Origin of the sequence: Microbacterium sp. LWH13-1.2, from assembly GCF_038397735.1 — a bacterium.
In the GTDB taxonomy this organism is placed as follows: domain Bacteria; phylum Actinomycetota; class Actinomycetes; order Actinomycetales; family Microbacteriaceae; genus Microbacterium.
Genome location: NZ_CP151635.1, coordinates 422,130 through 448,936, shown reverse-complemented (window position 1 = coordinate 448,936; position 26,807 = coordinate 422,130). Strand labels below are relative to the sequence as shown.

At 66.5% G+C, this 26,807-nt stretch carries 21 protein-coding genes and 3 tRNA genes; 6 read left to right on the top strand and 18 right to left on the bottom strand.

Annotated elements, in window-relative coordinates:
• Window positions 1-42: 42 nt before the first annotated feature.
• The 10 genes from MRBLWH13_RS01995 to MRBLWH13_RS01950 form a co-directional block, all read right to left on the bottom strand.
• The gene (locus MRBLWH13_RS01995) at window positions 43-225 is read right to left on the bottom strand and encodes a hypothetical protein (RefSeq protein WP_341956667.1); all 183 of its coding nucleotides are present in this window, start codon (window positions 223-225) and stop codon (window positions 43-45) included.
• Between the two features lie 177 nt (window positions 226-402).
• Window positions 403-476, bottom strand: a tRNA-Met gene (locus MRBLWH13_RS01990).
• Between the two features lie 34 nt (window positions 477-510).
• Window positions 511-582, bottom strand: a tRNA-Thr gene (locus MRBLWH13_RS01985).
• 69 nt (window positions 583-651) lie between these two features.
• The gene (locus tag MRBLWH13_RS01980; RefSeq protein WP_341956666.1) at window positions 652-1,812 is read right to left on the bottom strand and encodes a peptidoglycan DD-metalloendopeptidase family protein; all 1,161 of its coding nucleotides are present in this window, start codon (window positions 1,810-1,812) and stop codon (window positions 652-654) included.
• Between the two features lie 212 nt (window positions 1,813-2,024).
• Window positions 2,025-2,819 (bottom strand): inositol monophosphatase family protein, encoded by a 795-nt coding sequence (locus MRBLWH13_RS01975; RefSeq protein WP_341956665.1) that lies wholly within the window; start codon window positions 2,817-2,819, stop codon window positions 2,025-2,027.
• The gene (locus tag MRBLWH13_RS01970; protein ID WP_341956664.1) at window positions 2,816-3,811 is read right to left on the bottom strand and encodes a hypothetical protein; all 996 of its coding nucleotides are present in this window, start codon (window positions 3,809-3,811) and stop codon (window positions 2,816-2,818) included. Before MRBLWH13_RS01970 ends, MRBLWH13_RS01975 begins: the two co-directional genes overlap by 4 nt.
• Before the next feature lie 80 nt (window positions 3,812-3,891).
• On the bottom strand, window positions 3,892-4,689 hold the full coding sequence (locus tag MRBLWH13_RS01965; RefSeq protein WP_341956663.1) for an enoyl-CoA hydratase/isomerase family protein: 798 nt from the start codon (window positions 4,687-4,689) through the stop codon (window positions 3,892-3,894).
• 46 nt (window positions 4,690-4,735) lie between these two features.
• Entirely contained in the window at window positions 4,736-5,227 is a 492-nt protein-coding gene (locus MRBLWH13_RS01960) for an FBP domain-containing protein (RefSeq protein WP_341956662.1), read from the bottom strand.
• A 259-nt stretch (window positions 5,228-5,486) separates the two neighbouring features.
• Window positions 5,487-8,129 (bottom strand): LuxR C-terminal-related transcriptional regulator, encoded by a 2,643-nt coding sequence (locus tag MRBLWH13_RS01955; RefSeq protein WP_341956661.1) that lies wholly within the window; start codon window positions 8,127-8,129, stop codon window positions 5,487-5,489.
• 119 nt (window positions 8,130-8,248) lie between these two features.
• Entirely contained in the window at window positions 8,249-8,956 is a 708-nt protein-coding gene (locus MRBLWH13_RS01950; RefSeq protein ID WP_341956660.1) for an FCD domain-containing protein, read from the bottom strand.
• A 170-nt stretch (window positions 8,957-9,126) separates the two neighbouring features.
• On the opposite strand from MRBLWH13_RS01950, the gene MRBLWH13_RS01945 reads away from it, so the two are divergent.
• From MRBLWH13_RS01945 to MRBLWH13_RS01930, 4 genes are all read left to right on the top strand, one after another.
• The gene (locus MRBLWH13_RS01945) at window positions 9,127-10,503 is read left to right on the top strand and encodes a gluconate:H+ symporter (RefSeq protein ID WP_341958365.1); all 1,377 of its coding nucleotides are present in this window, start codon (window positions 9,127-9,129) and stop codon (window positions 10,501-10,503) included.
• Window positions 10,504-10,510: 7 nt separating this feature from the next.
• Window positions 10,511-11,029 carry a gluconokinase gene (locus MRBLWH13_RS01940; protein WP_341956659.1) on the top strand — a complete coding sequence of 173 codons (519 nt, stop codon included), beginning with the start codon at window positions 10,511-10,513 and terminating at the stop codon, window positions 11,027-11,029.
• Between the two features lie 217 nt (window positions 11,030-11,246).
• A complete protein-coding gene (locus tag MRBLWH13_RS01935) occupies window positions 11,247-11,549 on the top strand; it encodes a hypothetical protein (protein WP_341956658.1) in 303 nt (100 codons plus the stop codon).
• Between the two features lie 57 nt (window positions 11,550-11,606).
• Window positions 11,607-12,584, top strand: a complete 978-nt coding sequence (locus MRBLWH13_RS01930; protein WP_341956657.1) for a GNAT family N-acetyltransferase — start codon at window positions 11,607-11,609, stop codon at window positions 12,582-12,584.
• Window positions 12,585-12,612: 28 nt separating this feature from the next.
• Here the strand turns inward: MRBLWH13_RS01930 and MRBLWH13_RS01925 are convergent, their stop codons facing one another.
• The 4 genes from MRBLWH13_RS01925 to MRBLWH13_RS01910 form a co-directional block, all read right to left on the bottom strand.
• Window positions 12,613-13,086: a heme-binding protein gene (locus tag MRBLWH13_RS01925; protein WP_042539101.1), complete on the bottom strand. Its 474-nt coding sequence runs from the start codon at window positions 13,084-13,086 to the stop codon at window positions 12,613-12,615.
• A 126-nt stretch (window positions 13,087-13,212) separates the two neighbouring features.
• Window positions 13,213-14,076, bottom strand: a complete 864-nt coding sequence (locus tag MRBLWH13_RS01920; protein WP_341956656.1) for an FHA domain-containing protein — start codon at window positions 14,074-14,076, stop codon at window positions 13,213-13,215.
• A gap of 15 nt (window positions 14,077-14,091) precedes the next feature.
• On the bottom strand, window positions 14,092-14,358 hold the full coding sequence (locus MRBLWH13_RS01915; protein WP_042539097.1) for a hypothetical protein: 267 nt from the start codon (window positions 14,356-14,358) through the stop codon (window positions 14,092-14,094).
• A 94-nt stretch (window positions 14,359-14,452) separates the two neighbouring features.
• Entirely contained in the window at window positions 14,453-14,950 is a 498-nt protein-coding gene (locus MRBLWH13_RS01910; RefSeq protein WP_341956655.1) for a MarR family transcriptional regulator, read from the bottom strand.
• Window positions 14,951-15,029: 79 nt separating this feature from the next.
• Between MRBLWH13_RS01910 and MRBLWH13_RS01905 the strand changes: the two genes are divergently transcribed.
• Window positions 15,030-17,147, top strand: a complete 2,118-nt coding sequence (locus MRBLWH13_RS01905) for an MMPL family transporter (RefSeq protein WP_341956654.1) — start codon at window positions 15,030-15,032, stop codon at window positions 17,145-17,147.
• A gap of 140 nt (window positions 17,148-17,287) precedes the next feature.
• On the opposite strand, the gene MRBLWH13_RS01900 is transcribed toward MRBLWH13_RS01905, so the two are convergent.
• Both MRBLWH13_RS01900 and MRBLWH13_RS01895 read right to left on the bottom strand, forming a co-directional pair.
• Window positions 17,288-17,372, bottom strand: a tRNA-Tyr gene (locus MRBLWH13_RS01900).
• A gap of 86 nt (window positions 17,373-17,458) precedes the next feature.
• A complete protein-coding gene (locus MRBLWH13_RS01895) occupies window positions 17,459-18,388 on the bottom strand; it encodes a PfkB family carbohydrate kinase (RefSeq protein ID WP_341956653.1) in 930 nt (309 codons plus the stop codon).
• 86 nt (window positions 18,389-18,474) lie between these two features.
• Between MRBLWH13_RS01895 and MRBLWH13_RS01890 the strand changes: the two genes are divergently transcribed.
• The gene (locus tag MRBLWH13_RS01890; RefSeq protein ID WP_341956652.1) at window positions 18,475-19,071 is read left to right on the top strand and encodes a hypothetical protein; all 597 of its coding nucleotides are present in this window, start codon (window positions 18,475-18,477) and stop codon (window positions 19,069-19,071) included.
• 106 nt (window positions 19,072-19,177) lie between these two features.
• Here MRBLWH13_RS01890 and rpoC read toward each other — a convergent pair whose 3' ends face one another.
• Together rpoC and MRBLWH13_RS01880 are read right to left on the bottom strand one after the other, a co-directional pair.
• The gene (gene rpoC / locus MRBLWH13_RS01885) at window positions 19,178-23,053 is read right to left on the bottom strand and encodes a DNA-directed RNA polymerase subunit beta' (RefSeq protein WP_056309349.1); all 3,876 of its coding nucleotides are present in this window, start codon (window positions 23,051-23,053) and stop codon (window positions 19,178-19,180) included.
• Window positions 23,054-23,138: 85 nt separating this feature from the next.
• Entirely contained in the window at window positions 23,139-26,642 is a 3,504-nt protein-coding gene (locus tag MRBLWH13_RS01880) for a DNA-directed RNA polymerase subunit beta (RefSeq protein WP_341956651.1), read from the bottom strand.
• Between the last annotated feature and the right edge of the window lie 165 nt (window positions 26,643-26,807).

Here is a 26,807-nt window from a genome sequence, read left to right as displayed (position 1 = left end):
CCTGCTCCTCGTCCGAGGAGCAGGCCCGTGGTGTGTCAGCGGTCAGGGGAGGTCGCCGACCTCGAGCTCGTCAGGGTGATCGGCGTTATCGCCTTCTGCCTTCTGGTCCTCGCCCGGAGTCGCGGGGTCGACCTCGGGATCCGGGTCGTTCGTCACGAAATCGGCGTCCACGCCGACCGCGTCGATCCCGGAGCCGGGTTCCGGCGTTGCCTGGGGGTCTGACATGTTCGCTCCTGTCGTCTGTTGCGGAAAGGACGATCAGTCTCGCCGTCGCGCGGGTCGAGGGGCATCCCCTTGACACGGGGTCGCATCCGCCGCGACGTCGAGCGCGACCGATCGAATCTGAGCCCGGCTGACTCCGGATACGCAAAAACCCCCGGGAATCCCGGGGGTTTTCATCTGTAGCAGGAGCGGGGCTTGAACCCGCGACCTCACGATTATGAGTCGTGCGCTCTGACCAGCTGAGCTACCCTGCCACACCGCATCCGCATCGCAGATACGAACGCTGTGAGCCCCGAGTCAGGATTGAACTGACGACCCCTTCCTTACCATGGAAGTGCTCTGCCACTGAGCTATCGGGGCGTGCTGCCCCTCGCGGGGCAACCACACGAGAATACCATCACTGTGGCGTCCTCATGAAATCGAGGCGGGTCAGTACGTGTACCGGCCCGCGTTCTCACGCAACCACGGCAGCGGATCGATGGTGCTGCCGTTGATGATGATCTCGAAATGCAGGTGAGCACCGTACGAACGACCGGTGTTGCCCGTGTGCCCGACGATGTCGCCGACCTTCACGGTCTGCCCTGCCTTGACCTGGAGCGAGCCGTACTGCATGTGGGAGTAGTGGCTCGTGACGACCTGTCCGTCGATCACGTGATCGATGTAGACGGTGACTCCGTAGGCCCCACCCTGCTCGGTGGCGATGCGCACGACGCCGTCGGCGACCGCCTGAATCGGCGCGCCCTCACCGGGCACGAAGTCGATGCCCTCGTGCAGGCGGCCCCAGCGCATGCCGTAGCCGGAGCTCATTCCCACGCCGACCTTGAAGGGCCACTGGATCGCGGCCTCTGTGTCGTTGGTGAAGACCTCGTTGGAGTAGTTGATGCCTTCCTCCGACGCCACCTGGATCAGGGACACCGTAGAGAAGCTGTCCGCACGCGCGAGCGACTCGTTCTGCACGTCGGAGGATGTGACGAACGCCTGGATCTCGTCGTCGGCCGCGCCCGCCTTCGACGAACCGGATGCGGCGACGAGAGACGTGGCGCCGAGCGACTGAGAACCCTGCACGGCAGCCACGGCCTCGGCAGGAAGAGTCATGCCCACAGCGAGGAGCCCGGCTAGGCTCATCACGCCGACGGTCGCGCCCGCTGCGAGGAACTTTCGCACCGGCGGGCGGCGACGAGCTACATGCTCAGCGGGCACCTCTTCAGCGCCAGCAGCCTCTGGCCGATCATCGGCGGAAGCCTGCGCAGCCTCGGGAGCGACGGAGCGGAAAGCACGGGATGCGGTCTCGAAGGCGTCTTCGCCGGATTCGCCGTTCGACGCGGAAGCCTCGTCATCGGCATCCGTAGACGCAGATTCGACGGGCTGGTCCTGAGCGGTCTCGGCGATCGGCTCGACGACGATCGGCTCGACGACGATCGCTGGCGCTTCGGCCTCGACGATCTCAGCTGAGTCGGAGCCCGCGGACGCGGCGGCGACGGCCGTCGCAGCCAGGAATACCTCGGCGGTGTTCAGCCGCTCTCGAGCGGCACGACGGGAAACAGGGGCGTCCGAGGTGAGCGGGGCGGCTTCGGAGACGGCTTCCGTCACTCCTGCCGCAGAGGCCTCGAAGGCCGCAGTGCGGGGACGGCTGGAGCGGCGCGTGGGCGCAGAGGCAGCCTGTGAATTCTCGAAGGGCAAATCAAAATCTCTCGGGTCAAACGTCAAGCTCGGGGGCGCTTACGACCTTCACCGATTCGGGCCGATGAAAGTAACGATCGGATAAACCCTAGCCTGCTCCACCTGGGAATGCCATGAATTCGTCACGTTTCATCTCGAAGAATATCGAGAACACGATCGTGAACCCGGGTTCCACCGGCGACGAGCATGGGTCTCAGCGACGCCGTGTCGGTCAGCGAGACCCGACCGCCCGCTTCAGCCACCAGCAGCGCTCCCGCCGCGTGATCCCAGGGCTTGAGACCGCGCTCGAAGTATCCGTCGAGCCGACCGGCCGCGACGAAGGCCAGGTCAAGGGCTGCGGATCCGGCACGGCGGAGATCCCTGGCGATCGCCATGACCTTGCGCACGGTGGCGAGGTCGCCGTCGTGCGTGGTCGGGTCGTAGCCGAAGCCGGTCGCCAGCAGCGCGCCCGCCGGCGTCTCGGTCGTGACGGAGAGCCGAAGGTCTCCGAGGAATGATCCCTCACCGCGCGCGGCCGTGAACATCTCTCCGGATGCCGGCGCGTAGACGGCCGCGGCGAGCGCCTCCCACTCCCCCGGGACCGCACTGCCCCGCACCGCCGCGATGCTCACCGCATAGGAGGGGATGCCGTAGGCATAGTTCACCGTGCCGTCGATCGGATCGACGACCCAGGTGATGCCGGTCTCCCCGCGCTCGGCTTCGGACTCCTCGCCCAGGAACCCGTCACCGGGTCGGGCGATCCGGAGCCGCTCGCGGATCAGCGCCTCGACCTCACGATCGGCGTCGGTCACGATGTCGGCGAGGCTCGACTTGGTCGCTGCGAGGTGCACCCCCTCCGCGCGACGCGTGCGCGCGAGTTCTCCGGCCTCGGCGGCGATGCTCGCGGCGAGGGCGGTGAGTTCGAGTTCGAGGCTCACTGCGGCGGGTACGGCGGAGCCGGCGGGTAGGCAGCGGGTGCGTCAGGTGCCTGCGGCACCGGCGGAACCGCGTGGCCCTGCCCGTACGGCTCGGGGGCGGAGGGGAACGGAGCTGTCGGGAACGGCTGAGGAGCCGGAGCGACCGGGAGCGCCGCCTGCTGCTGAGCCTGCTGAGGCTGCACCGACGGATACCCCGTGTAGTAGGCGTTCCAGTCGGGCGATCCGTCGGGCAGGACGGGCAGAGGCGTCACACCGTCCGCGTACATCGGCCATGCCGGTGCTGCGGCGAAGCCGGGAGTCGCCGCCGCGACCACGGGCTTGCGTGGTGCGAACAGCGCGTTCAGCAGGGGGATCAGCGTGGTGCCGACCGCGGCGAGGATGGTGAGGGCGACGACGATGCGCCAGTACAGCTCGCCGTACTCGAAGGTGTGCGGGAAGGTCAGGAAGAAGATGAGCATGCCGACGAGCCCTGCGAGGAAAGCGATCGTCGCGAAGTAGATGATGCGAGTGAAGGTCGTCACGTGGCGCTGTGCCGCCGGGGTGAACAGACGCACGTGCAGCAGCGCGAGCTGGAGGATGCCGACGACCAGGAGGAGCTGGAAGAACCGCTCCGCACCGGTGAAGTACTGGTCGTCCTCCGGCAGCCAGATCTTGACGGCTCCGACCAGCAGAGCGACGATCCAGGTGACCATGCTCGACAGCGCGAGCCAGTCGGGACGGTTGGGCGCGAGCCCTGCCTCGAGGATCGCGATCCCCGCGAACGCGGCGAGCAGGAGGATGGTCAGGAAGGCACGACCGATGAGTCCGTCCTGATCCCCGATCAGCACCCACACCACGCAGACCAGCGCGGCAGCGATCAGCGCTCCGATGGCGATCCAGATCGCCCCTCGGATGAGGAGGGACATGTTCTTCTTCTCGACCAGCGCAGGGGCCTGCGGGGCGATCTCCGGCTGCGACATCGCGTTCCTCTCGTTGAGCGGCGTTGCGTTCATCCTTGCACGCAACACCGCCCGACCACTGGTGCCGATGCGATCCGGGGACAACATCGAGCTCGACGAGCTCGATTTCGGACTCAACCGCCCTTGCGAGCCGACGAGGCGGCGAACGCGGAGATCCTGGCCTGTGCATCGGCCGTCGCCATGGACGCGCCGATCGAACGGGCCTCCTCGCTCAGCTGTTCCGCGAATGTGCGCTCGGGTTGCGAACGCACGAGCCGTTTGGCGTGGCCGTATGCCTCTGCGGCGCCCGCGAGCCAGAACCGGGCGACCTCCTCGGCGCGTGCCCGTACCTTCTCGGCTTCGTCCGGCGAGTCGGCGCCCTCGACGGCCTCGGCGACGAGCCCCCACTCCACCGCCTCGGCGGCGGAGAGGAGGCGGTCCTGAAGCACGAGTTGAAGGGCGCGGCGCTGACCGATCGCATGAGCGAGCTGCGCCGACACCGAGAGGTCAGGGGTGAGCCCGATGTTCGCGTACAGACTGCCCAGACGAGAACGCGAACCGACGACGGCGTAGTCGCTGCTGAGCAGGATCCCGAGCCCACCGCCCGCAGTGGTGCCGTGTGCCGCTGCGACGACGGGCAGAGCGGATTCGGTCAGCGAGCGGATGCCGCTGTTGATGACCTCGGCGAGCGCGGTGATCTCGTCACCGGAGCCCATCGTCGTCGCCATCTCGATGACGTCGCCGCCCGCGCAGAACGCGGGACCTGCGGCGTCGATCAGGATCGCCTTCACGTCCGGCCGCGATGTCGCCTCGGCAGTCGCATCCCGCCAGGCGTGCGCGAGGTCGGCGTTGAAGGCGTTGAGTCGCGCGGGGCGGTTCAGCGTGAGCCGAGCCAGCCCTTCATCGACCGAGAACAGGATGGCATCGCTCATGGCTTCTCCTTCGAGCACAGGACGTAGGCCCTCAGGGTAATCGCGATCAGTGCTCTTCCTGCACGCGTTTGGCGAAACCCTCCATACGCCGCCTGGTGCCGTCGAGACGCAGGTCGACCTGCCCAGGCGCCAGCACCTCATTGGGCGCGAGGGGGTGCGCGAGCCGCACGTTCTCGTGGCATGACAGGTCGGCGCACATGTAGGTGCCCACTGAGTCGCCGCGTGCGCCGGCCTCGCCGACGCGCCGCGCGGAGAACAGGGCGACCTGGTTTCCCGGCTGCAGCGTGTGGCAGATGTTGCACATTCCCGAACGATGCCGACCGGGGTCGGATGCCCGGAGCACGACGCCCACGACCCGTCCCTCGTGCTGGGTCAGGACGTAGCCCCGGCGACCGGCACCCGGATCACGCCAGGCGAAGAAGTCCAGGTAGTCCCAGTCGATCAGCAGGAGATCGTGCGGCATCTCCATGACCCGCAGCTCGTCTTCATCCGCGTTGACGAAGGACGCGCGGATGTCTGCCTCGGTGAGCGCTCGCATCCATCCAGTCTATGAACACCGGCACCAATGGGAGCGCGCACCGCGGCACCGGGTGTGGGGACGGCATCCGAGGGCGAGTTCCGGGGTGAAATACTGCATGGATCACACTCCCGCTCGATACGACCGCGGGCCCGCACCTACCGTGAATACAGGTCGACGAGAGCACGAACCCCCAGGTTCGCCCCTCCCACACGCTCCCGACTGTGAGGCGCACCTCGCGTCACCGGTACGCGGGGTGCGCCTCGATCGACCACCCGGCTCATTCGTCGAGCAGGCCCAGTTCCGCCGCGCGCAGAAGGGCCTGATCCCTGTTCGATGCTCCGAGCTTGCGATAGGCGCTGCGGCGTTGAACCTTCACCGTGTTCGGAGAGACGAACAGAGCCGCGGCGAGAGCATCCGTCGACGATGTCCTGCGAAGCTCTCGCATCACGGCGAGCTCCCTCGATGTGAGTCGGACCGGAGGCGGCAGCGCCGGGAAGGGGCATCTCTCGGACGCTCGTGAGAGATACGAGTCGAGGAAGTCCCGCTCTGCGGGTCCCGAGAGTCCACGGAGCTCCTGCAGGACGTCCGCGCCGAACAGCGCCATTGGAGCGTACGAACGCTCCTCCCTCATCACCGCTGTCGCCCGGGAGAACGCCTTCGTCGACGCCTCGCGCTTGCCCAGCCGAGCCGCCGCAACCGCTGAGGTGACCGCAGCGAGGCAGAATCGATCAAGATCAGACTCGTCATCAGACTGTGCGAGCCCTGCGGCGGCGAAGGCGCGCGCGTCGTCGCGCGTGAGCAGCGCAGTGAAACCCTCGACGACGTTCCGTGCCGGGTCGTCCGGAGGCAGCGCGCCCAGCATCCGATGAGCGGCTGCCTGGTCGCCCATGGCCAACGACGACATCGCCCGAGCAACCGCCAATCTCGATGATCCGTACTCGGAGACCGCCGAGTTGACTCCCCGGCCGAGCGCGTTCGTGAGGGAGAGCGATGCCTCGGCCGGATGTCCGCCGCGAACATCGGTCTCGCTCTGGATGCAGACCAGGTACGGCCAGAGCTCAGTGGTGCCCAGATGGTGGGCGATCGAATCCGTGCGACGCCGGGCTTCGTCGAGATCGAGCGCCGCGACGGCCAGGATCGCGTGAGCGATCTGCTCGAGGATCCCGAACTGCTCGGTGCGCCACGCGGGCGGCGGATCGGCGTCGTCGATCTCGTCCAGGACACGTCGAGCGTCGCAATGCCGCCCCCGCAGGGCGTAGACGCCGGCGAGAGTCGCCGCGCAGTGGTACCAGCCGCCGTCGTCATCCGGCATCCGCAGTCGGACGCCGTCTTCGAGGATCATGACGGTGTGCGCGACCTGGATCGTCATGCCGAGCTCCAGAACCTCGACGGCATCCGAGATCCGGCCGAGTTGCAGGTAGCTCAGCCCGCAGTTGCTGAGCAGCAGCGCGGCGAACCCGGTGCACTCGGCGCGCTGCTCGGCTTCCATCGCGGTGTATGCCCTCACCACCAGGTCGGCTGTGGCTCCCGATCGCCGGAACTGCCCGGCGAAACGCTCGGCGAGCGTCTTCGCGCTCAGCATCCAGAACCGCTCGACCGGATCGTCGTCGAGCCCCCGCCGGCGAAGAGACAGCGCGGCACCCTGGAAGTACGCGAATGCACGCAGCCGCTGACCGAGGCGCAGCAGGACCAGCGCCAGCAGCATGCCGAGCAACGGGTGACGCGCGAGCACGAGCGGGTTCTCGCGTCGCAGCAGCGCCTCGACGTCCTCAGGACTCGATCGGGACAGGATGAACCACGATTTGCGGCCGAGGCGCGATGCGAGGACGTAGTCCTTCCCCCTCATCGCATTCGTCAATGCCTCGAGATGGCGACCGTGCTCGGAGGCCCAGAGCGCGACCGTTCGACGGATCGACGCCACGGACTCGGACGATCGCTGATCGAGCCTGCGCACGAGCGCCTCCCGCAGCAGCGGCGTGTAGAGGAAGGCCGGACCGTCGGCACCCGACTCCCACATCCCGAGTCCATACAGCTCCGCGCGATCGAGGTGCTCGTCCCCGCCGTCCGGCCATCCGAGACGCTCGGCGATCTCGCGCGTGACTCCGCCCGGCACCGATGTCCGCACCAGGAACTCCTCGAAGTCCGGCGGAGCATCCGAACCGATGAGTCCCGCCATCAGAGCATCAGCCAGTTCCTGCACCTCGACGGCGGCGATCTCGATGGGCGCGGATTGCGCCGCGAGCGTCAGTCCCAAGGCCCGAGCGGCGAGCGGCAGTGCGCTCTCGTCGCCGAGCACATGCGCGGGGATCGTCCGGACGGAAAGACGTTGCACCACCTCGCGAGCTTCGTCGCGGGTGAAGAAGAGCTGTGCAGGACCGATCACGCAGATATCCGCGGAGACGAGCATCGGCAACGTCCGTGTCACGGTCGAGCGACGCGTCGCCAAGACGATCCGCAGCAGAGGTGCGACGTCGAGCATCTCGATGCTCCGGTTCAGCAGTGATCTCTCGTCGACTCGTTCCGCATTGTCGATCAGGATCACGCAGGGTCTGGTGAGATCACCGAGGAGACGTCCGATCTCGCCTGCCGGATCACGGATGCTGTCGAACCCTCGAAGCGCCGAACGCGCGGCGGCCCGATCGGACAGCAGATCCTGAACCACGAGCTGGGCCAGTATCTCGTGCAGCATGAGGTGCTCGTTCGTGATGCTCTCGTCGAACGCGAGCCTGATCGCAGGGGTCCCCCGGCTGTCCTGCAGCGCCGCCCACTGACTGAGGAGGACGGACTTGCCGCCGCCTGCCGGGCCGCTCACCACCGTCAGAGCGTGGCCGCGGTCGAGAAGCTCCGTCAGCCTCGGGCGATCGAGCATGTGCAGCGGAAGGCGCGCCCCGCGCGCCCATCCCCCTGTCCCCTGCGTCATCGCTCTTCTCCCCCGAGAACGCGGATCTCTCCGCGCTCCGATCGTAGATCTGAGAACGACTCCGGAATACTGCGCGGGCGGACGTATACCGAGATATCAGTGAGACCGCCGGTTCCGGCTCACTCGGCGGCGCGCTGCATCGCCTCGTCTGCCTCCGAGACGATGTTCCGCATCGCTGCTGCCGCCGCATCCGCATCGCCGCTCGCCACAGCGAATGCCACATCCCTGTGCCATTGCACCGCGCTCTCATTCGCCACATGCGGCATCAGATCGTGCATGGTCCGGCCCCGCAGCACGGCCTCGACCGTGCCGCCGAGAGCGGAGAGCATGCCGTTGCCGGAGGACTCCAGCAGCAGCCGGTGGAAGCGGACGTCGGCCGTGAGGTAGCGCTCGCGATCCGCCTCATGATCCTCCTGCCCCATCGCCACGACGAGAGACACGAGATCGACCTTCTGCTCTGAGGTCGCCGTGCCGGCGGCGAGCTGCGCAGCCAGCGGTTCGATGACCGAACGCAGCTGACTCAGCTCGCGGAGTTGCTCGTCTCGCCCGGGACCCGCCAGTCTCCAGGCGATCACCTCGGGGGCGTAGACGTTCCAGTCGGCGCGGGGGCGCACTTCGACCCCTGACTTGCGGCGCACCCAGACCAGACCGAACGATTCCAGGACGCGAACAGCCTCACGTGCGGCGGAGCGGGAGACCCCACGCTCCTGTGCGACGTCGACCGTGAGCATCCTCGAGCCGGGAGCGTGCACTCCGTCGACGATCGCGCGCCCGAGTTCGGCGACGAGGGAGTCGTGAACGGGGCTTCCGGCGCTGGAGACGGTCATATGACGAGTATGCCCTCGGTGACGTCGTCACGCGGTACGTCTCACACTCATGTTTCGAATATGTTGCGCATGACATGGTATGCGTGCTTATTATGTACGGCATAAGGTCGTAAACCACGCCCGGATCAAGGAAGCTCATGGCACTCTTCACTCCCGCCGCTGACGCGCTCATGACGGCCGCCACCGACACCGCAGCCACCCCTCAGCCTGCTGGCCAGCTCATCGCCGCGGCCGTGATCGGCATCGCGATCATCATCGTGCTGATCACCTGGGTGAAACTGCACCCGTTCCTGTCCCTCACCATCGGAGCACTCGCCACGGGTGCGATCGCGGGCATGGACATCGCCGCGTCCGTCACCAGCTTCTCGACGGGCTTCGGCACGACCATGGGCGGCGTCGGCATCCTGATCGCGCTCGGTGCGATCTACGGCAAGCTCCTCGCCGACTCCGGCGGCGCCGACCGCATCGTCGACACTCTCGTCAGCCGAGCGAGCGCCCGCTCCCTCCCCTGGGTCATGGGTCTCATCGGTGCCGTCATCGGTCTGCCGATGTTCTTCGAGGTCGGCCTCGTGCTCCTCGTGCCGGTGATCATCCTCGTCGCCCGCCGCTCCGGCGCTCCCCTGATGCGCATCGCGATCCCGACCCTCGCCGGCCTCTCGGCGATGCACGGACTCGTCCCGCCGCACCCGGGTCCACTCGCCGCGATCGATGCGCTCGGCGCCAACCTCGGTCTGACTCTCGCCTTCGGCGTCATCGTCGCGATCCCCGCCGTGATCATCTCCGGTCCCCTGTTCGCGCGCTTCGCCGCCCGCTGGGTCGACGTCCCCGTCCCCGAACTCTTCGTGACCGACGAGGACGAGGGCGTCGAGCAGCGTCGCCGCCCGTCGTTCGGCGCCACGCTGTTCAGCATCCTGCTCCCCGTCTTCCTCATGCTTGCCAAGGCCGTCGCCGACATCTCGGCCGCAGGCTCGGACGCCCCCTGGAAGGTTGCGCTCGACTTCCTCGGCACGCCCGTCATCGCGCTGCTCATCGCCGTGCTCGCCGGATTCTTCATCCTCGGCCGTGGCGCCGGATTCGACCGCACCAAGATCAACGACATCGTGGGTTCGTCGCTCGGACCGATCGCCGGCATCCTGCTGATCGTCGGCGCCGGTGGCGGATTCAAGCAGGTGCTGGTCGACACCGGCATCGGCGACGTCATCGCGCAGTTCGTGTCGGGATCCTCGGTGTCGGTGCTGATCCTCGCCTGGCTCGTCGCCGTCGTCATCCGCATCGCGACCGGATCTGCGACCGTCGCGACCATCACCGCCGCCGGCATCCTGCAGCCGCTCACCGAGACGCTGGACTCGCCCATGGTCGCACTGCTCGTGCTCGCCATCGGCTCCGGCTCGGTCTTCCTCTCGCACGTCAACGACGCGGGGTTCTGGCTCATCAAGGAGTACTTCGGCCTCAGCATCCCGCAGACTCTGAAGTCATGGACGGTTCTCGAATGTCTGATCTCGGTCACCGGCCTCGCCGGCGTCCTCGTCCTGAGCGTCTTCGTCTGAGCGCGCCATGATGTCCGTCAACGCACCCGTCCTCGTCTTCATGGGCGTCGCCAGCACAGGAAAATCCACGGTCGCGGCAATGCTCGCCGGCCGCCTCGGCTGGGCCTTCGAAGAGGGCGACGACCTGCACCCCGCGGCGAACGTCGCCAAGATGGCCGCCGGTCACGCCCTCACCGACGAAGACCGCTGGCCGTGGCTCGACCTCATCGCCGAGTGGATCGACGATCGCATCGAGGCGGGTGAGCCCGGCATCGTCACCTGCTCTGCGTTGAAGCGCAGCTACCGCGACGTGCTGCGCCGAGATGCGGTCACGTTCGTGCACTTCGCAGGCGAGCGCCAGCTCATCCTCGACCGGATGCTGCGCCGTGAAGGGCACTTCATGCCGACGACGCTGCTCGATTCCCAGTTCGCGACGCTGGAAGCGCTGGACGACGATGAGAGGTCGATTGAGATCGACATCGCCTTGACCCCCGCCGAGCAGGCGGCGCAGATCGCCTCACGGCTGCGCTTGCATCCCGACTACTGAGACGATTCCTCGAGTCGCGACACTCAGAGTCATGGGGAACTCGATGCGGCACCCGGTAGGAGCACTGCTTTTGGCGCTGTTGCTCAGCGCCGGGCCGGCGGGATGTTCACCGCAGACCGCCGGAGGTCCGAGTCAGCACGGTACGAGCAGTGACGCACCAGGCACCGAGACCGGGGAGAACGCTCCCTCAGCTTCCTCGCGAGCGTGCGAGGAGTCGGTGATCCTGCTGACGGTCGACTCCCCGTCGCCGCGGGCGGGACAGACCGTCACAGTATCCGTCGATCCTGCCGGGTGCAGCATCGACGAGCAGTGGGCGGGAGAACTGATCGTCCGCACTTCCGGTGGCGACACGACGACCGGCTCACGCCTCGAGATCGGAGCGGCCTCCGTGTCGGTAGACCTGCCACCCGATCTCACGGGGCCAGCGCTGCTGCTGCTCGAGCCCGATCAGGATTGTGAGCAGGCAGGTGCGCCCGGCGACTGCCACTATCCGTACGTCGAGGTCCAGATCGGGCCCTGACCACGCGAACAGGCGATTCGCACTGCCGCACGGACTCCTGTTCGTATGGTTGACGTCATGGACATTCGACCGCTGGACGTCTCAGATGACCGCGCGATGCGCAGCGCCTACGCTGTCGAGACCGCCGCGAACGTGCGCGTGCGACCGGGTTGGTTGGGTGCGGGCGCCGAGGCACGGATGCTCGGGTGGCGAGCTGACAGCGGGTGGACCAATCGGCTCCTCGGGGCGTGGGACGGTGAGCGGCTGGTCGGATTCGGCGCGAGTATGACGCACGACAGCGAGCCCGACACTGCATGGATCTTCGCGTGGGTGCTTCCTGACCTTCAGCATCGTGGAATCGGGAGCGCATTGGTGTGCGCGGCTGAAGAGCAGAGCCCGGCCGCGGTTGTTCGGTTCGTCGCGAGGACGTACAGGCCGACGCTCGATGCAATCGCGGCGCTCTCGAGTGGCTTCCTCGAGCCCCTGGGTTTTGCCTCCGCCACGACGGAGACTGTGTTCGAACTGGACCTCCGCACCGCGCCCTTGCCCCAACCGACGACTGTCCTGGGCTACACGGTCGCCAGCCACGTCGACGGTGTGCCGGAGAGCCTGCGCGAGCAGGTCGCGCAGATCATGGGTCTGGTCGATTCAGAAGCGCCCAACGGAGAGCTGGGGTGGCTCGAGTCGCCGGTCACGCCGGCCGAGTATCTCGAAGAGATCGCCCTGTGGAATGCGCAGGGGTCGACCGTGGTCGAAACCGTCGCGCTGGATGCAGAAGGTGACGTCGCGGCGTGGACCTGCCTCGTGACCTCTGAGACACCGGGCGGACACGCTCGGGTCGAAGGAACGCTCGTGCTGAAGCAGCACAGGGGGCGGGGCCTGGGGCTCGCTGTGAAGCTCGCGAATCTGCAGGTCGCCCGGACGCTGGACGGAGTCGGTCGCGTTAGGACGAGCACCGACGATCAGAACACGTGGATGCGCTCGATCAACACCATGCTCGGCTTCGTCCCGGTCGAGTTCGAGGCGATCTTCCAAAGATCCGTGAACCCGAGTTGAGTCGGTGTCATCGCCCGCGACTCGCCCGTCACCCGACGAGCAGTCCCAGCGCCGTGATCCCCTCGACGACGAGGTCGTGATCATCCGCTGAGGGAAGCCCCGACACCGTCGCGACGGCGACGACGCCCACCCCTTCGACACGGACAGGCACAGAGCCGCCGGCGACGGCATACGTGACGGGGTCGAGCCATCCCGGCTCGAACATGTCGCGCCCGCCGCTGGCGACGCGTGCTTCGAGCAGCGCAGTGCTGGTCTCGAACCTCAGGGCAGTCGCTGCCTTCTTCTGCACCCAGGCGTCATTGTCAGCCGTCGCGCCAGGCAGCGACGCGTGGAACAGGACGCCCGACGCAGTGCGCACATCGACCGCGACGGGAGCTCCCTGAGCCAGCGCGCGCTCGGCTATGGAGCGCCCGAGTCGCCACGCGTCCGCTCGGTCGAATCGCCGCACGACCAGTTCGACGTGCTCCTTCTCCAGCTGTGCGAGCCTCGTCTGGTCAGTCATCAGCAGCGCCTCTTTCGTAGATGGTTCGCCTGAGACTGTAGCCGCCGCACAACGCTGCTCACGACGCGCGCGCCGCATCCTCAGCACCCCAACACGATGCGGCTCCCCTCCGATGGACGGAGTTGGTCAGCCGAGCTCGCCCGATCCGTACGGACGCACCGGTTGCTGCTTCTGGAACTCGTACTCGCCTCCCTGGCGTCCACCGAAGGGACGCCCATGGTCGGCGAACTCCTCGCGGTAGTACGCCAGGCGCCATGGCCCTATCTCGATGCGAGATCCGGTGCGCAGGATCCTGGCGTTCTCCGTGCTGTGCGGCAGATTCGGTCGGCCGCCGCCGGTCGCCGCATACGAGTAGAGGACGTACTCGTCGTCCTCATTGTGACGGACTTCGGCGTGGCGGGCTTCGAGTCCCTCCAACCGGAGGTCGGCGTCCGGTCCGGAACCGATGACGGTGCGCCCCGGGAGCAGGTCGAACTCACGCGGCCTGCTGGAGTTCCAGTCGCCTGATCCGACCGCGAAGATCAACCGCGGACGACCGGAGCCGGGAATGTAATGGGTCGTCGTGACTCGCCGCCGAACTCTCCGGGCGACTGTGGGGACGAGGGGAAACGGCGTCGACGGAGGGACGGGAAGCCGGAAGCCGCTGCCGCGTTCCCGATGCTGCGCCTCCGACAGGAGCGTCGAGAGATGCCCCAGTTTGATGTGCGAGGATCCGGCGATCGCCCGGCCCATGGGCCCCGATTTCACATCCCCGAACTGAACGAGAGTCCCCCGCGGCCCCTCCACACGCACACGGATTCCGCGTCGCGCGAGCCCATCGGCGAGCGGCACGAGCTGAGTCAGGTCTCGACGGCTCATGCTTCCGAGTCCAGGGGTGGATTCAAGGGAGACGACGACCTCCTGACCCTCAGCCCTGACGCTGAACCGTGTCGGAGGGCCGCCGTCGGGGCTGGCCTGCTCGACCTGCAGGTCGATATCGAGGCGAATCATCGGAGGAGCTCGCGCTCAGACTGAGCCCGCGCCACCGGACGCGCTGTCGCTGGTCGTCACCCGGAGCGTGCCGTTGAACTTCCAGGTCGCCCGCGGCGCATCAGGCCCGATATCCCGAGGCACTTCGACGGTCATGTCGTCGAACGTGTAGTTGACGGCGGCTCCTCGACCGGTGAGGTAGGCCCACATCTCCCGCCCGAGATCTGTCCAATCGGTGATCGACGCACCGGTCGGCCCCGACGCCGAGTCGAACAGCTCTGTCGGTTCATTCGGATCGCTCATGGCGTGCTCCTTTGCTAAAACCATGTCCTGTGGATCAGATTATGCGCCTGCCGTTCCGAGGTGTCCAGGGATTTCTGAACACTGTCTAGAAATCTCAGCGTGGAGCCGACGGATCGGCGCCGGCGTGTGCGCGCAGTGACTCAGTGACCCGTCGGAGATACCTGGTGATCACGTCCTGTTCCTGTGGGGTAAAGGAGTCCAGCTCCGCATCGACACCCATGATCATGGGGATCAGGCGACCCATCGCTTTGTCGCGCGACTCGGGGCGGGGAGCGACGAGGATGCCGCGACGATCGTTCGGCCGAGGCTCTCGAGACACATGCCCGAGCGCGACGAGTCGATCGACGGACGTGGTGGTCGCTCCCGCAGAGAGCCCCACTCTCCGAGCGAGCTCGGTCGGAGCGAGCGGCCCGCTCATGATCAGGTGCTCCATGACCTGGAGGTCGGTGGGATTGACGCCCAGCTCGTCGGCGAGGGAGGACTCGAACCGCTCGCTGAGTTCGATGAAGTCCCGCAGCAGCGCCGTCGCCGGTCGGGCAGGCGCGAACGCCGCTCTCTCGGCCTCCGGTGATGGACCCTCACTCACTTGCATGACCTCCACGATATCGCTACTCTCTTTCGATAGTCATATAATTCGACTATCGAACTACTATCCAAGGTGGGGAATTCTCGTGAGTGCTCTGACCCGATTCCTGACGTCCGCCAAGACGTCGTGGATCATCCTCGTCGTGACCGCCGTCGCAGCCGCCGCGCTCTTCGCGCTCGCGGGGAGCGAGGAGTCCGAAACCGCCCCTTCCGTGGGGCTCCCCTCGTCGGCGGAATCGGTCAAGGTCGATGAGCTTCTGGAGGAGTTCACGAGCGCGGAGGCGACCTCTGCGCTCGTCGTGTTCGCCGCCGAAGATGGCGAGCTGGACGCTGACACCCTCGCTCTGATCAATGAGAAGGCCTTCGGCGATCTGGCGGATCTCTCACGCGACGGTGCCGTCCCACCCGCGCAGATCTCAGATGACGGAACGGTCGCACTGGTGATCGTGCCCCTCGAGCCGGAGCCCGACGTCGCCGCACAGTCCGACCGCGCACAGGAGATCCGCGACATCTCCGCCTCAGACCTCGATGGGGTACGCGTCTATCTGACCGGCGCAGAGGGTTTCGAAGTCGACATCGCCGCTGTCTTCGACGGAGCGGACTTCACCCTGCTGCTCACCACCGTCATCGTCGTCGCGGTGCTTCTTCTGATCACCTACCGGAGCCCCTGGCTGTGGATCGTCCCACTGGTCGTCATCGGGCTGGCAGACGCCCTCGCCGGGATCGTCGCGCGACAGGTGGCCGGCGCCGTAGGCATCCAGCTCGACGCGTCAATCACCGGCATCCTGTCGGTGCTCGTCTTCGGCGCGGGAACGAACTACGCACTCCTGCTGATTGCCCGCTACCGGGATGAACTGCGGTTGCACGAGGATCGTAGGGAAGCCATGCAACGGGCTCTTCGCGGAGCGGGTCCCGCCATCATCGCCAGCGGATCGACCGTCGCTCTCGCTCTTCTCACGCTGCTTCTCGCCGAGATCGCCGGCAACCGTGCGCTGGGGCTGGCGTGCGCCGTGGGAATTCTCGTCGCCATGTTCTTCGCGCTCTTCGTGCTCCCCGCCGCCCTGGTGCTGTTCGGTCGCGGTCTGTTCTGGCCCTACATCCCCCGGTTCAACTCGCCCGACGCCATCTCGCGCAGCGTTTGGGGCAAGCTCGGCCGTGGAGTGTCCAAGCGGCCGGTCCTGGTGGCATCCGTCGGCTTCGTGGCTCTCGGAGCCATGGCCAGCGGCCTGCTGTTCGTGCAGACCGGGCTGTCGCAGAATGACCGTTTCCTGCAGAAGCCTGAGGCGGTGCAGGGTCAGGAGGTTCTCGCCGACGCGTTCTCGGCGGGAACCACCTCCCCCGCGATCGTCGTCGTCCCTCTCGATGATGCCGATGCAGCGACTTCTGCCCTCGGAGATCTCGACGGCGTCGATTCGGCGACCGTGGGAGAGACGACGGATGAGCTGGCGCGGATCGATGTCACCCTCGATGCCAGCGCCGAGACCGAGGCGGCGTTCGCGACAGTGGAGCGCATGCGCGCGACTCTCGATGACGTCGGATCCGGTGAGGGCCTCGTCGGCGGCCTCGACTCTCAGGCGCTCGATGTGGCCGATGCGCAGGCTCGGGATCAGGCTCTCCTCATCCCGCTCATCCTTGCGCTGGTCTTCGTCGTCCTCGTCCTTCTCCTTCGGGCGTTCGTCGCTCCGTTGCTGCTCCTGATCGCCGTCGTGGCCAGCTTCTTCTCGGCCATCGGGCTGAGCTGGTGGCTCTTCCAGTCACCGCTCTTCGAGTTCCCCGCCATCGACACGAACGTGCTGCTGTTCAGCTTCCTGTTCCTTGTCGCTCTCGGCGTCGACTACAGCATCTTCCTCGTCACGCGAGCGAAGGAGGAGGCCGCGCACCTCGGGACCACGCCGGGAATGATCCGCGCTCTCGCCGCGACGGGCGCCGTGATCACCAGCGCCGGCATCCTGCTCGCCGCGGTGTTCGCCGTGCTCGGAGTCCTGCCACTCATCACGCTGACGCAGATCGGCATCATCGTCTGCATCGGCGTGCTGATCGATACTCTTCTCGTGCGAACCGTCATCGTCCCGGCGCTCGCCTTCATCGCCAAAGACAGCTTCTGGTGGCCGCGCCGTCCGCCGCTTTCCGATGCCGAGGCCACCCGGAACGGTGCCGACGCACTCTCCGCCGAGCAGAGGCCTGACGTCGTGAGCGTCGGCTAGGACGGCAGATCCTCGCCGCAACCGGGCAGCGGAAGAAGACTCCGCGAGAACAGAAACGAGAAACGCCCCCGCGGTGCGGGGGCGTTTCTCATCGTGTGCGAACTGTTCAGCGTCGACCTCGCATGGCCGAGGAACTTCTCTGGTGGCGAGTGAGGGATTCGAACCCCCGAATGCAATGCAGTCTGATTTACAGTCAGATCCCTTTGGCCGCTTGGGTAACTCGCCAGAGCGCACCCGTCCAACTTCGACAGCCAACCGGGGGCACGATAGATAATCATACCTGCGAACGGCAGGCGCGAGAAATCGAGACGTCAGCTGCCGAAGACGCCTCGGTCGGCGTCCGCCAGAGACTCCGGAGTGCGCAGCAGCCCGCCCTCGGCGCGACACGTCGCCGCCGCCACATCCATCGCCCGGTCGAGCAGCTCCTGCCATCCCTCCGCATCGGCCGGGGTGCCGTCAGCGAGTCCTGCAGCCAGCGCCGCGAGCGTCGCATCGCCGGCACCGACTGTATCGACCACACGCCCCGGCAACGCCGAGATGGGAGCGGTGACCACTCCGGCATCCGACTCGAGTGCGGCGCCGTCGGCACCTGCTGTCGCGAGCACGGCACGCACCCCGAGCCCTCGCAGACGGGCGCGGAGCCCGTCGAGGTCGCCGTCGTAGAGAAGTGCGGCGTCATCCGCGCCGACCTTGACGATCGCAGCTCCTGCGGCCGCACGCTCGAAGCCCCGCACGAACTCCTCGCGGTCGCTCAGCATGCCCGTTCGCGGGTTGGGATCGATGGCCAGACGAGCGTCACCTGCAGCGGCCATGAGCGCGTCGACCTCGGCGGGAACGTCGAAGGGGAAGCAGCTGACGGCCACCAGGCCGGCGCCGGCCATGACACGCACAGCCTCGTCGGAATAGCGGATGCTGCGCCGCTGCGCCGCCTCGTTGAAGACGTACACCGGCTCGCCGTCCGGCCCGCGCTCGACGATAGCCCGCGAGGAGCCGAGCGCAGCCTCGCTCGCGATCAGTCTGACGTCGTGGTCCTCGAGGTACTCGCGGATGTGCGCGCCCGCCTCGTCATCGCCGACCATCGCGATCAGAGTGGTCGGCACACCGAGCCGGCGCAGCCCTACGGCCACGTTCAGCGCGGCGCCGCCGACGAGCTCGCGCACACCGGCGTCGCCACGGATCTCATCGATCAGCGCGTCTCCGACGACGACGGCACCGGATATACGGGAGGATTCAACGCTCATTCCGCCGACACTACCGCGCGAACGGCATCTGCGGCGGCGCGGTCTGCCTCCCGCTCCCCCGCGCCCTCCGGCGCTACGGTGAGCGCATGAACGCGCGACTCGCCGCCGGCACTGCGACTCTACTGATCATCGCCGCTCTGACCGGCTGCGGCTCTGCCGGTTCCGGCAGCACCGAGCAGAGCGCATCGCCTGAGCCGTCATCGAGCTCGACTCCGGACGGCACCGCGAGCCCCTCTCCCACAGCCTCCCCCACGCCCACGACCGCGCCGATCGCTCTGCCGACCGACTGCCGGGCGATCCTCTCGGAGGACGTACTCGCACAGCTCGACGGCATCCCCCTCAATGATGCGAGCCTCGGTCCCTCCGGCGTCGGCGACGATGGAACCCTCACCTGCATCTGGCGTGATCCTCGCGCCGACACCACCAACCTCGTCACGACGATCTCTCTCATGAACCGAGGACCCGCGCTCGACATGCTCAACGCGCTCGTCACGAACGAGGGCTTCACCTGCTTCGCCCCGGACGGCGGCACACGCTGCGAGAAGACCTGGCAGAACGAGCAGTACCCCGTGACGGACGGCCGTACCCTGTTCTGGCGCGACGACATCCTCATCGACACCCGCTACTCGAACCTCGCGCCCTCGGGCTACACGTCGAGCATCATCGCGCACCTGTTCGACTGACCCGAATCCGACGCCGCCGGCCGGTCGCCCCTCGGGCACGAAGAAGGCCCCGGGCGATTCGCCCGGGGCCTTCTTCTACTCACTCAGTACGTCAGAGCTGAATCGATCAGTTGTACGTACCCGGCGTGATGTCGTCCGTCGAGAACGCGTCGAAGTCGACGTAACCGAAGTCACCGTCTGCGTACGCACCGTCGGATGCGAAGATCCGGTTCGGGTAGCGCTCGCTCTTGGCTTCTTCCGTCGCCTCGACCGTGACGTCGCGGTACTTCGAGAGACCGGTTCCGGCGGGGATGAGCTTTCCGATGATGACGTTCTCCTTGAGACCGACCAGCGGGTCGCGCTTGCCCTGCATCGCAGCCTCGGTGAGCACGCGGGTCGTCTCCTGGAAGGAGGCGGCCGACAGCCACGACTCCGTCGCGAGCGACGCCTTCGTGATACCCATCAGCTCCGAACGGCCGGACGCGGGGCGCTTGCCCTCTGCCACAGCCTCGCGGTTGATCGCCTGGTAGCGCTTGAGGTCGACCATCTCACCCGGGAGCAGAGTCGTGTCGGCGTGATCGACGACAGTGACCTTGCGGAGCATCTGACGGACGATGACCTCGATGTGCTTGTCGTGGATCGGCACACCCTGCGAGCGGTACACGCCCTGGACGCCACCGACGAGGTAACGCTGCACCTCGCGGGCACCCATGACACGCATGACCTCCTTGGGGTCGAGCGTGCCGACCAGGAGCGGCTGACCGACGCTGACGTGCTGACCGTCCTCGACCAGAAGCGTCGCACGCTTCAGGACCGGGTAGATCACTTCCTCGTCACCGTTGTCGGGCGTCAGGATGAGCCTCTTGGCCTTGTCCGTCTCGTCGATCGTGATGCGGCCATCGGCCTCGGCGATCGGCGATGCCGCCTTCGGGGTACGAGCCTCGAAGAGCTCCTGCACACGGGGAAGACCCTGCGTGATGTCATCTGCAGACGCGGAACCACCGGTGTGGAAGGTACGCATCGTCAGCTGGGTACCGGGCTCACCGATCGACTGGGCCGCGATGATGCCGACGGCCTCTCCGATGTCGACGGTCTTACCCGTCGCGAGCGAACGGCCGTAGCACTGCGCGCAGACACCGACGGCGGAGTCGCAGGTGAGAACCGAGCGCACCTTGATGCTCTCGACGCCCAGCGCGACCAGCTTGTCGATGAGCACGTCACCCACATCGTCGCCGGCAGAAGCGAGGACCTCGCCCTTGCTGTCGACCACGTCGGAGGCCAGGGTACGAGCGAACACCGAGTTCTCGACGTTCGCGTCGCGCACCAGCTCGCCCTGCGAGTTCGGAGCGGCGATCGGGAGCTCGAGGCCCTTCGACGTGCCGCAGTCCTCTTCGCGGATGATGACGTCCTGCGAGACGTCCACCAGACGACGGGTCAGGTAACCCGAGTCGGCGGTACGCAGAGCGGTGTCGGCCAGACCCTTACGGGTACCGTGCGTCGCGATGAAGTACTCCGCAACCGACAGACCCTCGCGGTACGAGGAGATGATCGGACGCGGGATGATCTCACCCTTGGGGTTGTTCACCAGACCACGCATACCGGCGATGTTCCGGATCTGCAGCCAGTTACCACGAGCACCCGACGACACCATGCGGTTGATGGTGTTGTCCTCAGGGAAGTTCGCCTTCATCGCGGCCTGGACCTCGTCGGTCGCCTCAGTCCAGATCTTGATGAGCTCCTGACGACGCTCGACGTCGGTCGTGAGGCCCTTCTCGTACTGGGACTGGACCTTCGCGGCCTGCTTCTCGTAGCCCGCGACGATCTCAGCCTTGTTCGGCGGCGTGAGGATGTCGCTCAGGGCGACCGTCACACCAGAGCGCGTGGCCCAGTAGAAACCGGCGTCCTTGATGCGGTCGAGCGACGCGGCCGTCTCGACCTTGGGGTACTCCTCGGCCAGCTTGTTGACGATCTGCGACAGCTTGTTCTTGTCAGCCTGCTCGCGGACGAACGGGTATCCCTTGGGAAGCGTGTCGTTGAAGATCGCCTGTCCGAGGGATGCGTCGACGAGACCGTGGCGCTCGTAGCCCTCGGGAGCTTCGCCCTCGAGGAACGTCAGACCCGGGATGCGGATGCGGACCTTGGCCTGCAGGTCGAGGGTGCCCTCGTCCTTGGCCAGGATCGCCTCGCCCACCGAACCGAATGCACGGCCCTCACCGGCTGCGCCCGCCTTGACCGTGGTCAGGTGGTGCAGACCGATGATCATGTCCTGCGAAGGCAGGGTGACCGGGCGTCCGTCGGACGGCTTCAGGATGTTGTTCGACGCGAGCATCAGCACGCGGGCCTCGGCCTGAGCCTCGACCGACAGCGGCAGGTGTACAGCCATCTGGTCACCGTCGAAGTCGGCGTTGAACGCCGCGCAGACGAGCGGGTGCAGCTGGATGGCCTTGCCCTCGACGAGCTGAGGCTCGAACGCCTGGATGCCCAGACGGTGCAGGGTGGGTGCACGGTTGAGCAGCACCGGACGCTCGCGGATGATCTCCTCGAGCACGTCCCAGACCTCGGGACGGGTGCGCTCGACGGCGCGCTTGGCCGCCTTGATGTTCTGCGAGTGACCGAGGTCGATCAGGCGCTTGATGACGAACGGCTTGAAGAGCTCCAGAGCCATCTGCTTGGGCAGACCGCACTGGTGCAGCTTCAGCTGCGGTCCGACGATGATGACCGAACGGCCCGAGTAGTCGACGCGCTTGCCGAGCAGGTTCTGGCGGAAACGACCCTGCTTACCCTTCAGCATGTCGCTGAGGGACTTCAGGGCACGGTTGCCGGTACCGGTGACGGGGCGACCACGGCGACCGTTGTCGAACAGTGCGTCGACGGCCTCCTGCAGCATCCGCTTCTCGTTGTTGACGATGATCTCGGGGGCACCGAGGTCGATCAGACGGCGAAGACGGTTGTTGCGGTTGATCACACGACGGTAGAGGTCGTTGAGGTCGGAGGTCGCGAAGCGGCCACCGTCGAGCTGCACCATCGGGCGCAGCTCCGGCGGGATCACCGGAACGACGTCGAGGACCATGGCGGCCGGGCTCATGCCGGTCTCCAGGAACGAGTTGACGACCTTCAGACGCTTGATCGCACGGATCTTGCGCTGACCCTTGCCCTCGGAGATCTGCAGGTGCAGGCTCTCGGCCTCGGCGGCCAGGTCGAACGCCGCGAGGCGACGCTGGATCGACTCGGCGCCCATGTAGGCCTCGAAGTACTGACCGAAGCGGTCCTGCAGCTCGTGGAAGACGTCGTCCTCGGGGCGGAGGGCCCCGACCTCGAGGGTGCGGAAGTCTTCCCACACGCGCTCGAGCTTGGCGATCGCCTCGTCGGCACCCTTGCGGATGAGCGACATCTCCTTCTCGCCGGCGTCCTTGACCTTCTTCTTCGCGTCGGCCTTGGCGCCCTCTGCCTCGAGGGAAGCGAGCTCCTCCTCCAGGCGAGCGAGGCGCTCGGCGATCTTCGCGTCGCGGCGGTCTCCGAGCGTCTTCAGCTCGAGGCGGATGTTGTTCTCCTGCGTGCCGAGGTCGCGGTGACGAGCATCCTCGTCGACCGAGATGACCATGTAGGCAGCGAAGTAGATGACCTTCTCGAGGTCCTTCGGCGCCATGTCGAGCAGGTAGCCCAGACGCGAGGGAACACCCTTGAAGTACCAGATGTGGGTGACGGGAGCGGCGAGCTCGATGTGACCCATGCGCTCACGACGGACCGAGGACTTGGTGACCTCGACGCCGCAGCGCTCGCAGACGATGCCCTTGAAGCGGACACGCTTGTACTTGCCGCAGGCGCACTCCCAGTCGCGGGACGGGCCGAAGATCTGCTCTCCGAAGAGACCGTCCTTCTCCGGCTTCAGGGTGCGGTAGTTGATGGTTTCAGGCTTCTTGACCTCGCCGTAGGACCAGGCGCGGATGTGATCCGCGGTGGCCAGGCCGATGCGAAGCTCATCGAAAGTGTTTGACTCGAGCACAAATTCTCCTGTGTAGGAATTCTTCTGAAGAAATCGGGGAGGTGGGCCGCCGACCGGGCGTGACGCTCAGTCGGCGGCCTGGACCTTAGATCTCGTCGATCGAGGCGGCCTCGAAGCGGCTGGAGATGTTGATGCCGAGCTCCTCCGCTGCGCGGAAGGCCTCGTCGTCCGTGTCACGCAGGTTGACCAGCGTGCCGTCGGCCGAGAGGACCTCGACGTTCAGGCAGAGCGACTGCATCTCCTTCATGAGCACCTTGAAGGACTCGGGGATGCCGGGCTCCTGGATGTTCTCGCCCTTGACGATGGCCTCGTACACCTTGACGCGGCCGAGGATGTCGTCGGACTTGATCGTGAGGAGCTCCTGGAGCGCGTATGCCGCACCGTAGGCCTCGAGGGCCCACACCTCCATCTCACCGAATCGCTGGCCACCGAACTGCGCCTTACCACCGAGCGGCTGCTGGGTGATCATCGAGTACGGGCCGGTCGAACGCGCGTGGATCTTGTCGTCGACCAGGTGGTGGAGCTTCAGGATGTACATGTAGCCCACCGAGATCGGCGCCGGGAACGGCTCGCCGGAGCGGCCGTCGAACATCTGGGCCTTTCCGGTGGAGTCGATCAGGCGGATGCCGTCGCGGGTCGGGATGGTCGCGTCGAGGAGACCTGCGATCTCCTCCTCGCTCGCACCGTCGAACACCGGAGTGGCGACCTTGGTGCCGGGGGCGGCCTCGAAGGCGTCCTTCGGGAGCTTCGCAGCCCACTCGGGGGTTCCCTCGACCTTCCAGCCCTGCTTCGCGATCCACCCGAGGTGGGTCTCGAGCACCTGGCCGAAGTTCATTCGACCCGGGATGCCCAGCGGGTTCAGCACGATGTCGACCGGCGTTCCGTCCGCGAGGAACGGCATGTCCTCGATCGGGAGGATCTTCGCGATGACACCCTTGTTGCCGTGACGACCGGCGAGCTTGTCGCCCTCGGTGATCTTGCGCTTCTGGGCGATGTAGACCACGACGCGGCGGTTGACGCCGGAGCCGAGCTCGTCGTCGCCGTCTTCGGCGTTGAACTCCTTGACGGCGATGATCGTGCCCTGCTCACCGTGGGGCACCTTCAGAGAGGTGTCACGGACCTCGCGGCTCTTCTCGTTGAAGATCGCGCGGAGCAGACGCTCTTCCGCCGACAGCTCGGTCTCGCCCTTCGGCGTGACCTTGCCGACGAGGATGTCGCCGGGGCGGACCTCGGCGCCGATGCGGATGATGCCGCGCTCGTCGAGGTCCTTGAGCAGCTCGGGGCTGACGTTGGGGAGGTCACGGGTTATCTCCTCCTTGCCCAGCTTCGTGTCGCGGGCGTCGACCTCGTACTCCTCGATGTGGATCGAGGAGAGGGTGTCGTCCTTCACCAGGTCCTGGCTGAGGATGATCGCGTCCTCGAAGTTGTAGCCCTCCCACGTCATGAACGCGACGAGGAGGTTCTTTCCGAGTGCCAGCTCGCCGTTCTCGGTGGCGGGGCCATCGGCGATGACCTCCCCGACCTCGACGCGGTCGCCCTCGTTGACGACGACCTTCTGGTTGTAGGACGTGCCCTGGTTCGAGCGGTCGAACTTGCGCAGGTGGTAGTCCTGCGTGCCGCCCTCGTCGAGCATGACGGTGACGCGGTCTGCGGAGACCTCGGTGACGACACCCGGCTTCTCGGCCGTGAGCACGTCGCCGGCGTCGATGGCCGTGTAGCCCTCCATACCGGTTCCGACGAGCGGCGAGTCGCTGCGCAGCAGCGGCACGGCCTGACGCTGCATGTTGGCACCCATGAGGGCGCGCTGTGCATCGTCGTGCTCGAGGAAGGGCACGAGCGAGGTCGCGACCGACACCATCTGGCGCGGCGAGACGTCGATGTAGCCGATCTCCTCCGGGAGGAAGAGGTCGACCTCACCGCTACCGCCCTTGGGGCGTGCGAGGACGTGGCTCTCGCGGAAGCGACCGTTCTTGTCGAGCGGGGCGTTGGCCTGCGCGATGTTGAAGTCGACCTCTTCGGAAGCGGTCAGGTAGTCGATGTGCTCGGTGACGACGCCACCCTCGACCTTGCGGTACGGGGTCTCGATGAAACCGAACGAGTTGATGCGCGCGAAGGTCGCGAGAGCACCGATCAGACCGATGTTCGGGCCTTCAGGCGTCTCGATGGGGCACATGCGGCCGTAGTGCGACGGGTGGACGTCACGGACCTCGACACCTGCGCGGTCACGGCTCAGACCACCGGGGCCGAGAGCCGAGAGGCGGCGCTTGTTGGTCAGACCCGCGAGCGGGTTGTTCTGATCCATGAACTGCGACAGCTGCGACGTTCCGAAGAACTCCTTGATCGCGGCGACGACGGGGCGCACGTTGATCAGGGTCTGCGGCGTGATCGCCTCGATGTCCTGCGTGGTCATGCGCTCGCGGACGACGCGCTCCATGCGGGAGAGACCGGTGCGGACCTGGTTCTGGATCAGCTCGCCGACCGCGCGGATGCGACGGTTGCCGAAGTTGTCGATGTCATCGGTCGCGATGCGGATCTCGGCCTTCTTGCCCGAGCGGATGCCGGGGAAGGTCTCTTCGGTGCCTGCGTGCAGACGCACGAGGTACTTGATCGTCGCGACGATGTCCTGAACCGTGAGGACCGAGTCGGTGAGCGGAGCGTCGAGGCCCAGCTTGTGGTTGATCTTGTAACGACCCACCTTCGCCAGGTCGTAGCGCTTCGGGTTGAAGTAGAAGTTGTCCAGCAGCGCACGGGCGGCCTCGGCGGCGACCTGCTCGCCCGGACGCAGCTTGCGGTAGATGTCGCGGAGCGCATCTTCCTTCGTGACGATGGTGTCCTTCGCGAGCGTCTCCTCGATCGAGGTGTAGCCGGCGAACTCCGTGAGGATCTCCTCGCTGGTCATGCCCAGCGCCTTGAGGAACACGGTGACCGACTGCTTGCGCTTGCGGTCGACGCGCACGCCGACCTGGTCGCGCTTGTCGATCTCGAACTCGAGCCATGCACCACGGCTCGGGATGACGCGGGCCGACACGATGTCCTTGTCGGACGTCTTGTCGGGGGTCTTGTCGAAGTAGACACCCGGGGAGCGCACGAGCTGCGACACGACGACGCGCTCGGAGCCGTTGATGATGAACGTTCCCTTGTCGGTCTGCAGCGGGAAGTCGCCCATGAAGACCGTCTGGGTCTTGATCTCACCCGTGAGGTGGTTCATGAACTCGGCCTCGACGTACAGCGGAGCGGCGTAGGTCTTGCCACGCTCCTTGCACTCCTCGATGGAGTACTTCTCCGGCTCGAGGTACGGGTTCGTGAACGACAGCTGCATCGTCTCGCCGAGGTCCTCGATCGGAGAGATCTCCTCGAAGATCTCGCCGAGACCGCTGTTCTCGTTCACGTCGGTGCGGCCGGCCTTCTTGGCCTCCGCGACACGAGCCTTCCAGGCGTCGTTGCCGACGAGCCATCCGAAGGATTCGGTCTGCAGAGCGAGAAGGTCAGGGACCGTCAGCGTGTCGGAGATCTTGGCGAACGAAAGACGGGATGCTCCGCGTCCGTTCTTGGTGGTGGTGGATGTGGATGCGTTGCGAGCAGCAGCCAAGGGAATAACCTCCGTGAGCCCCGCAGGGCTTCTCGATTCCTTTGTCGTCAGGTGGAGTGTGCGCCCGAATGCTCAACGAGCTGCCGACCACCATATGAGGGCAGGGAGAAGCGAGCGCAACTACCAACTATACGCTCGATCTCGCGACATGGCAAGCTCGATCCT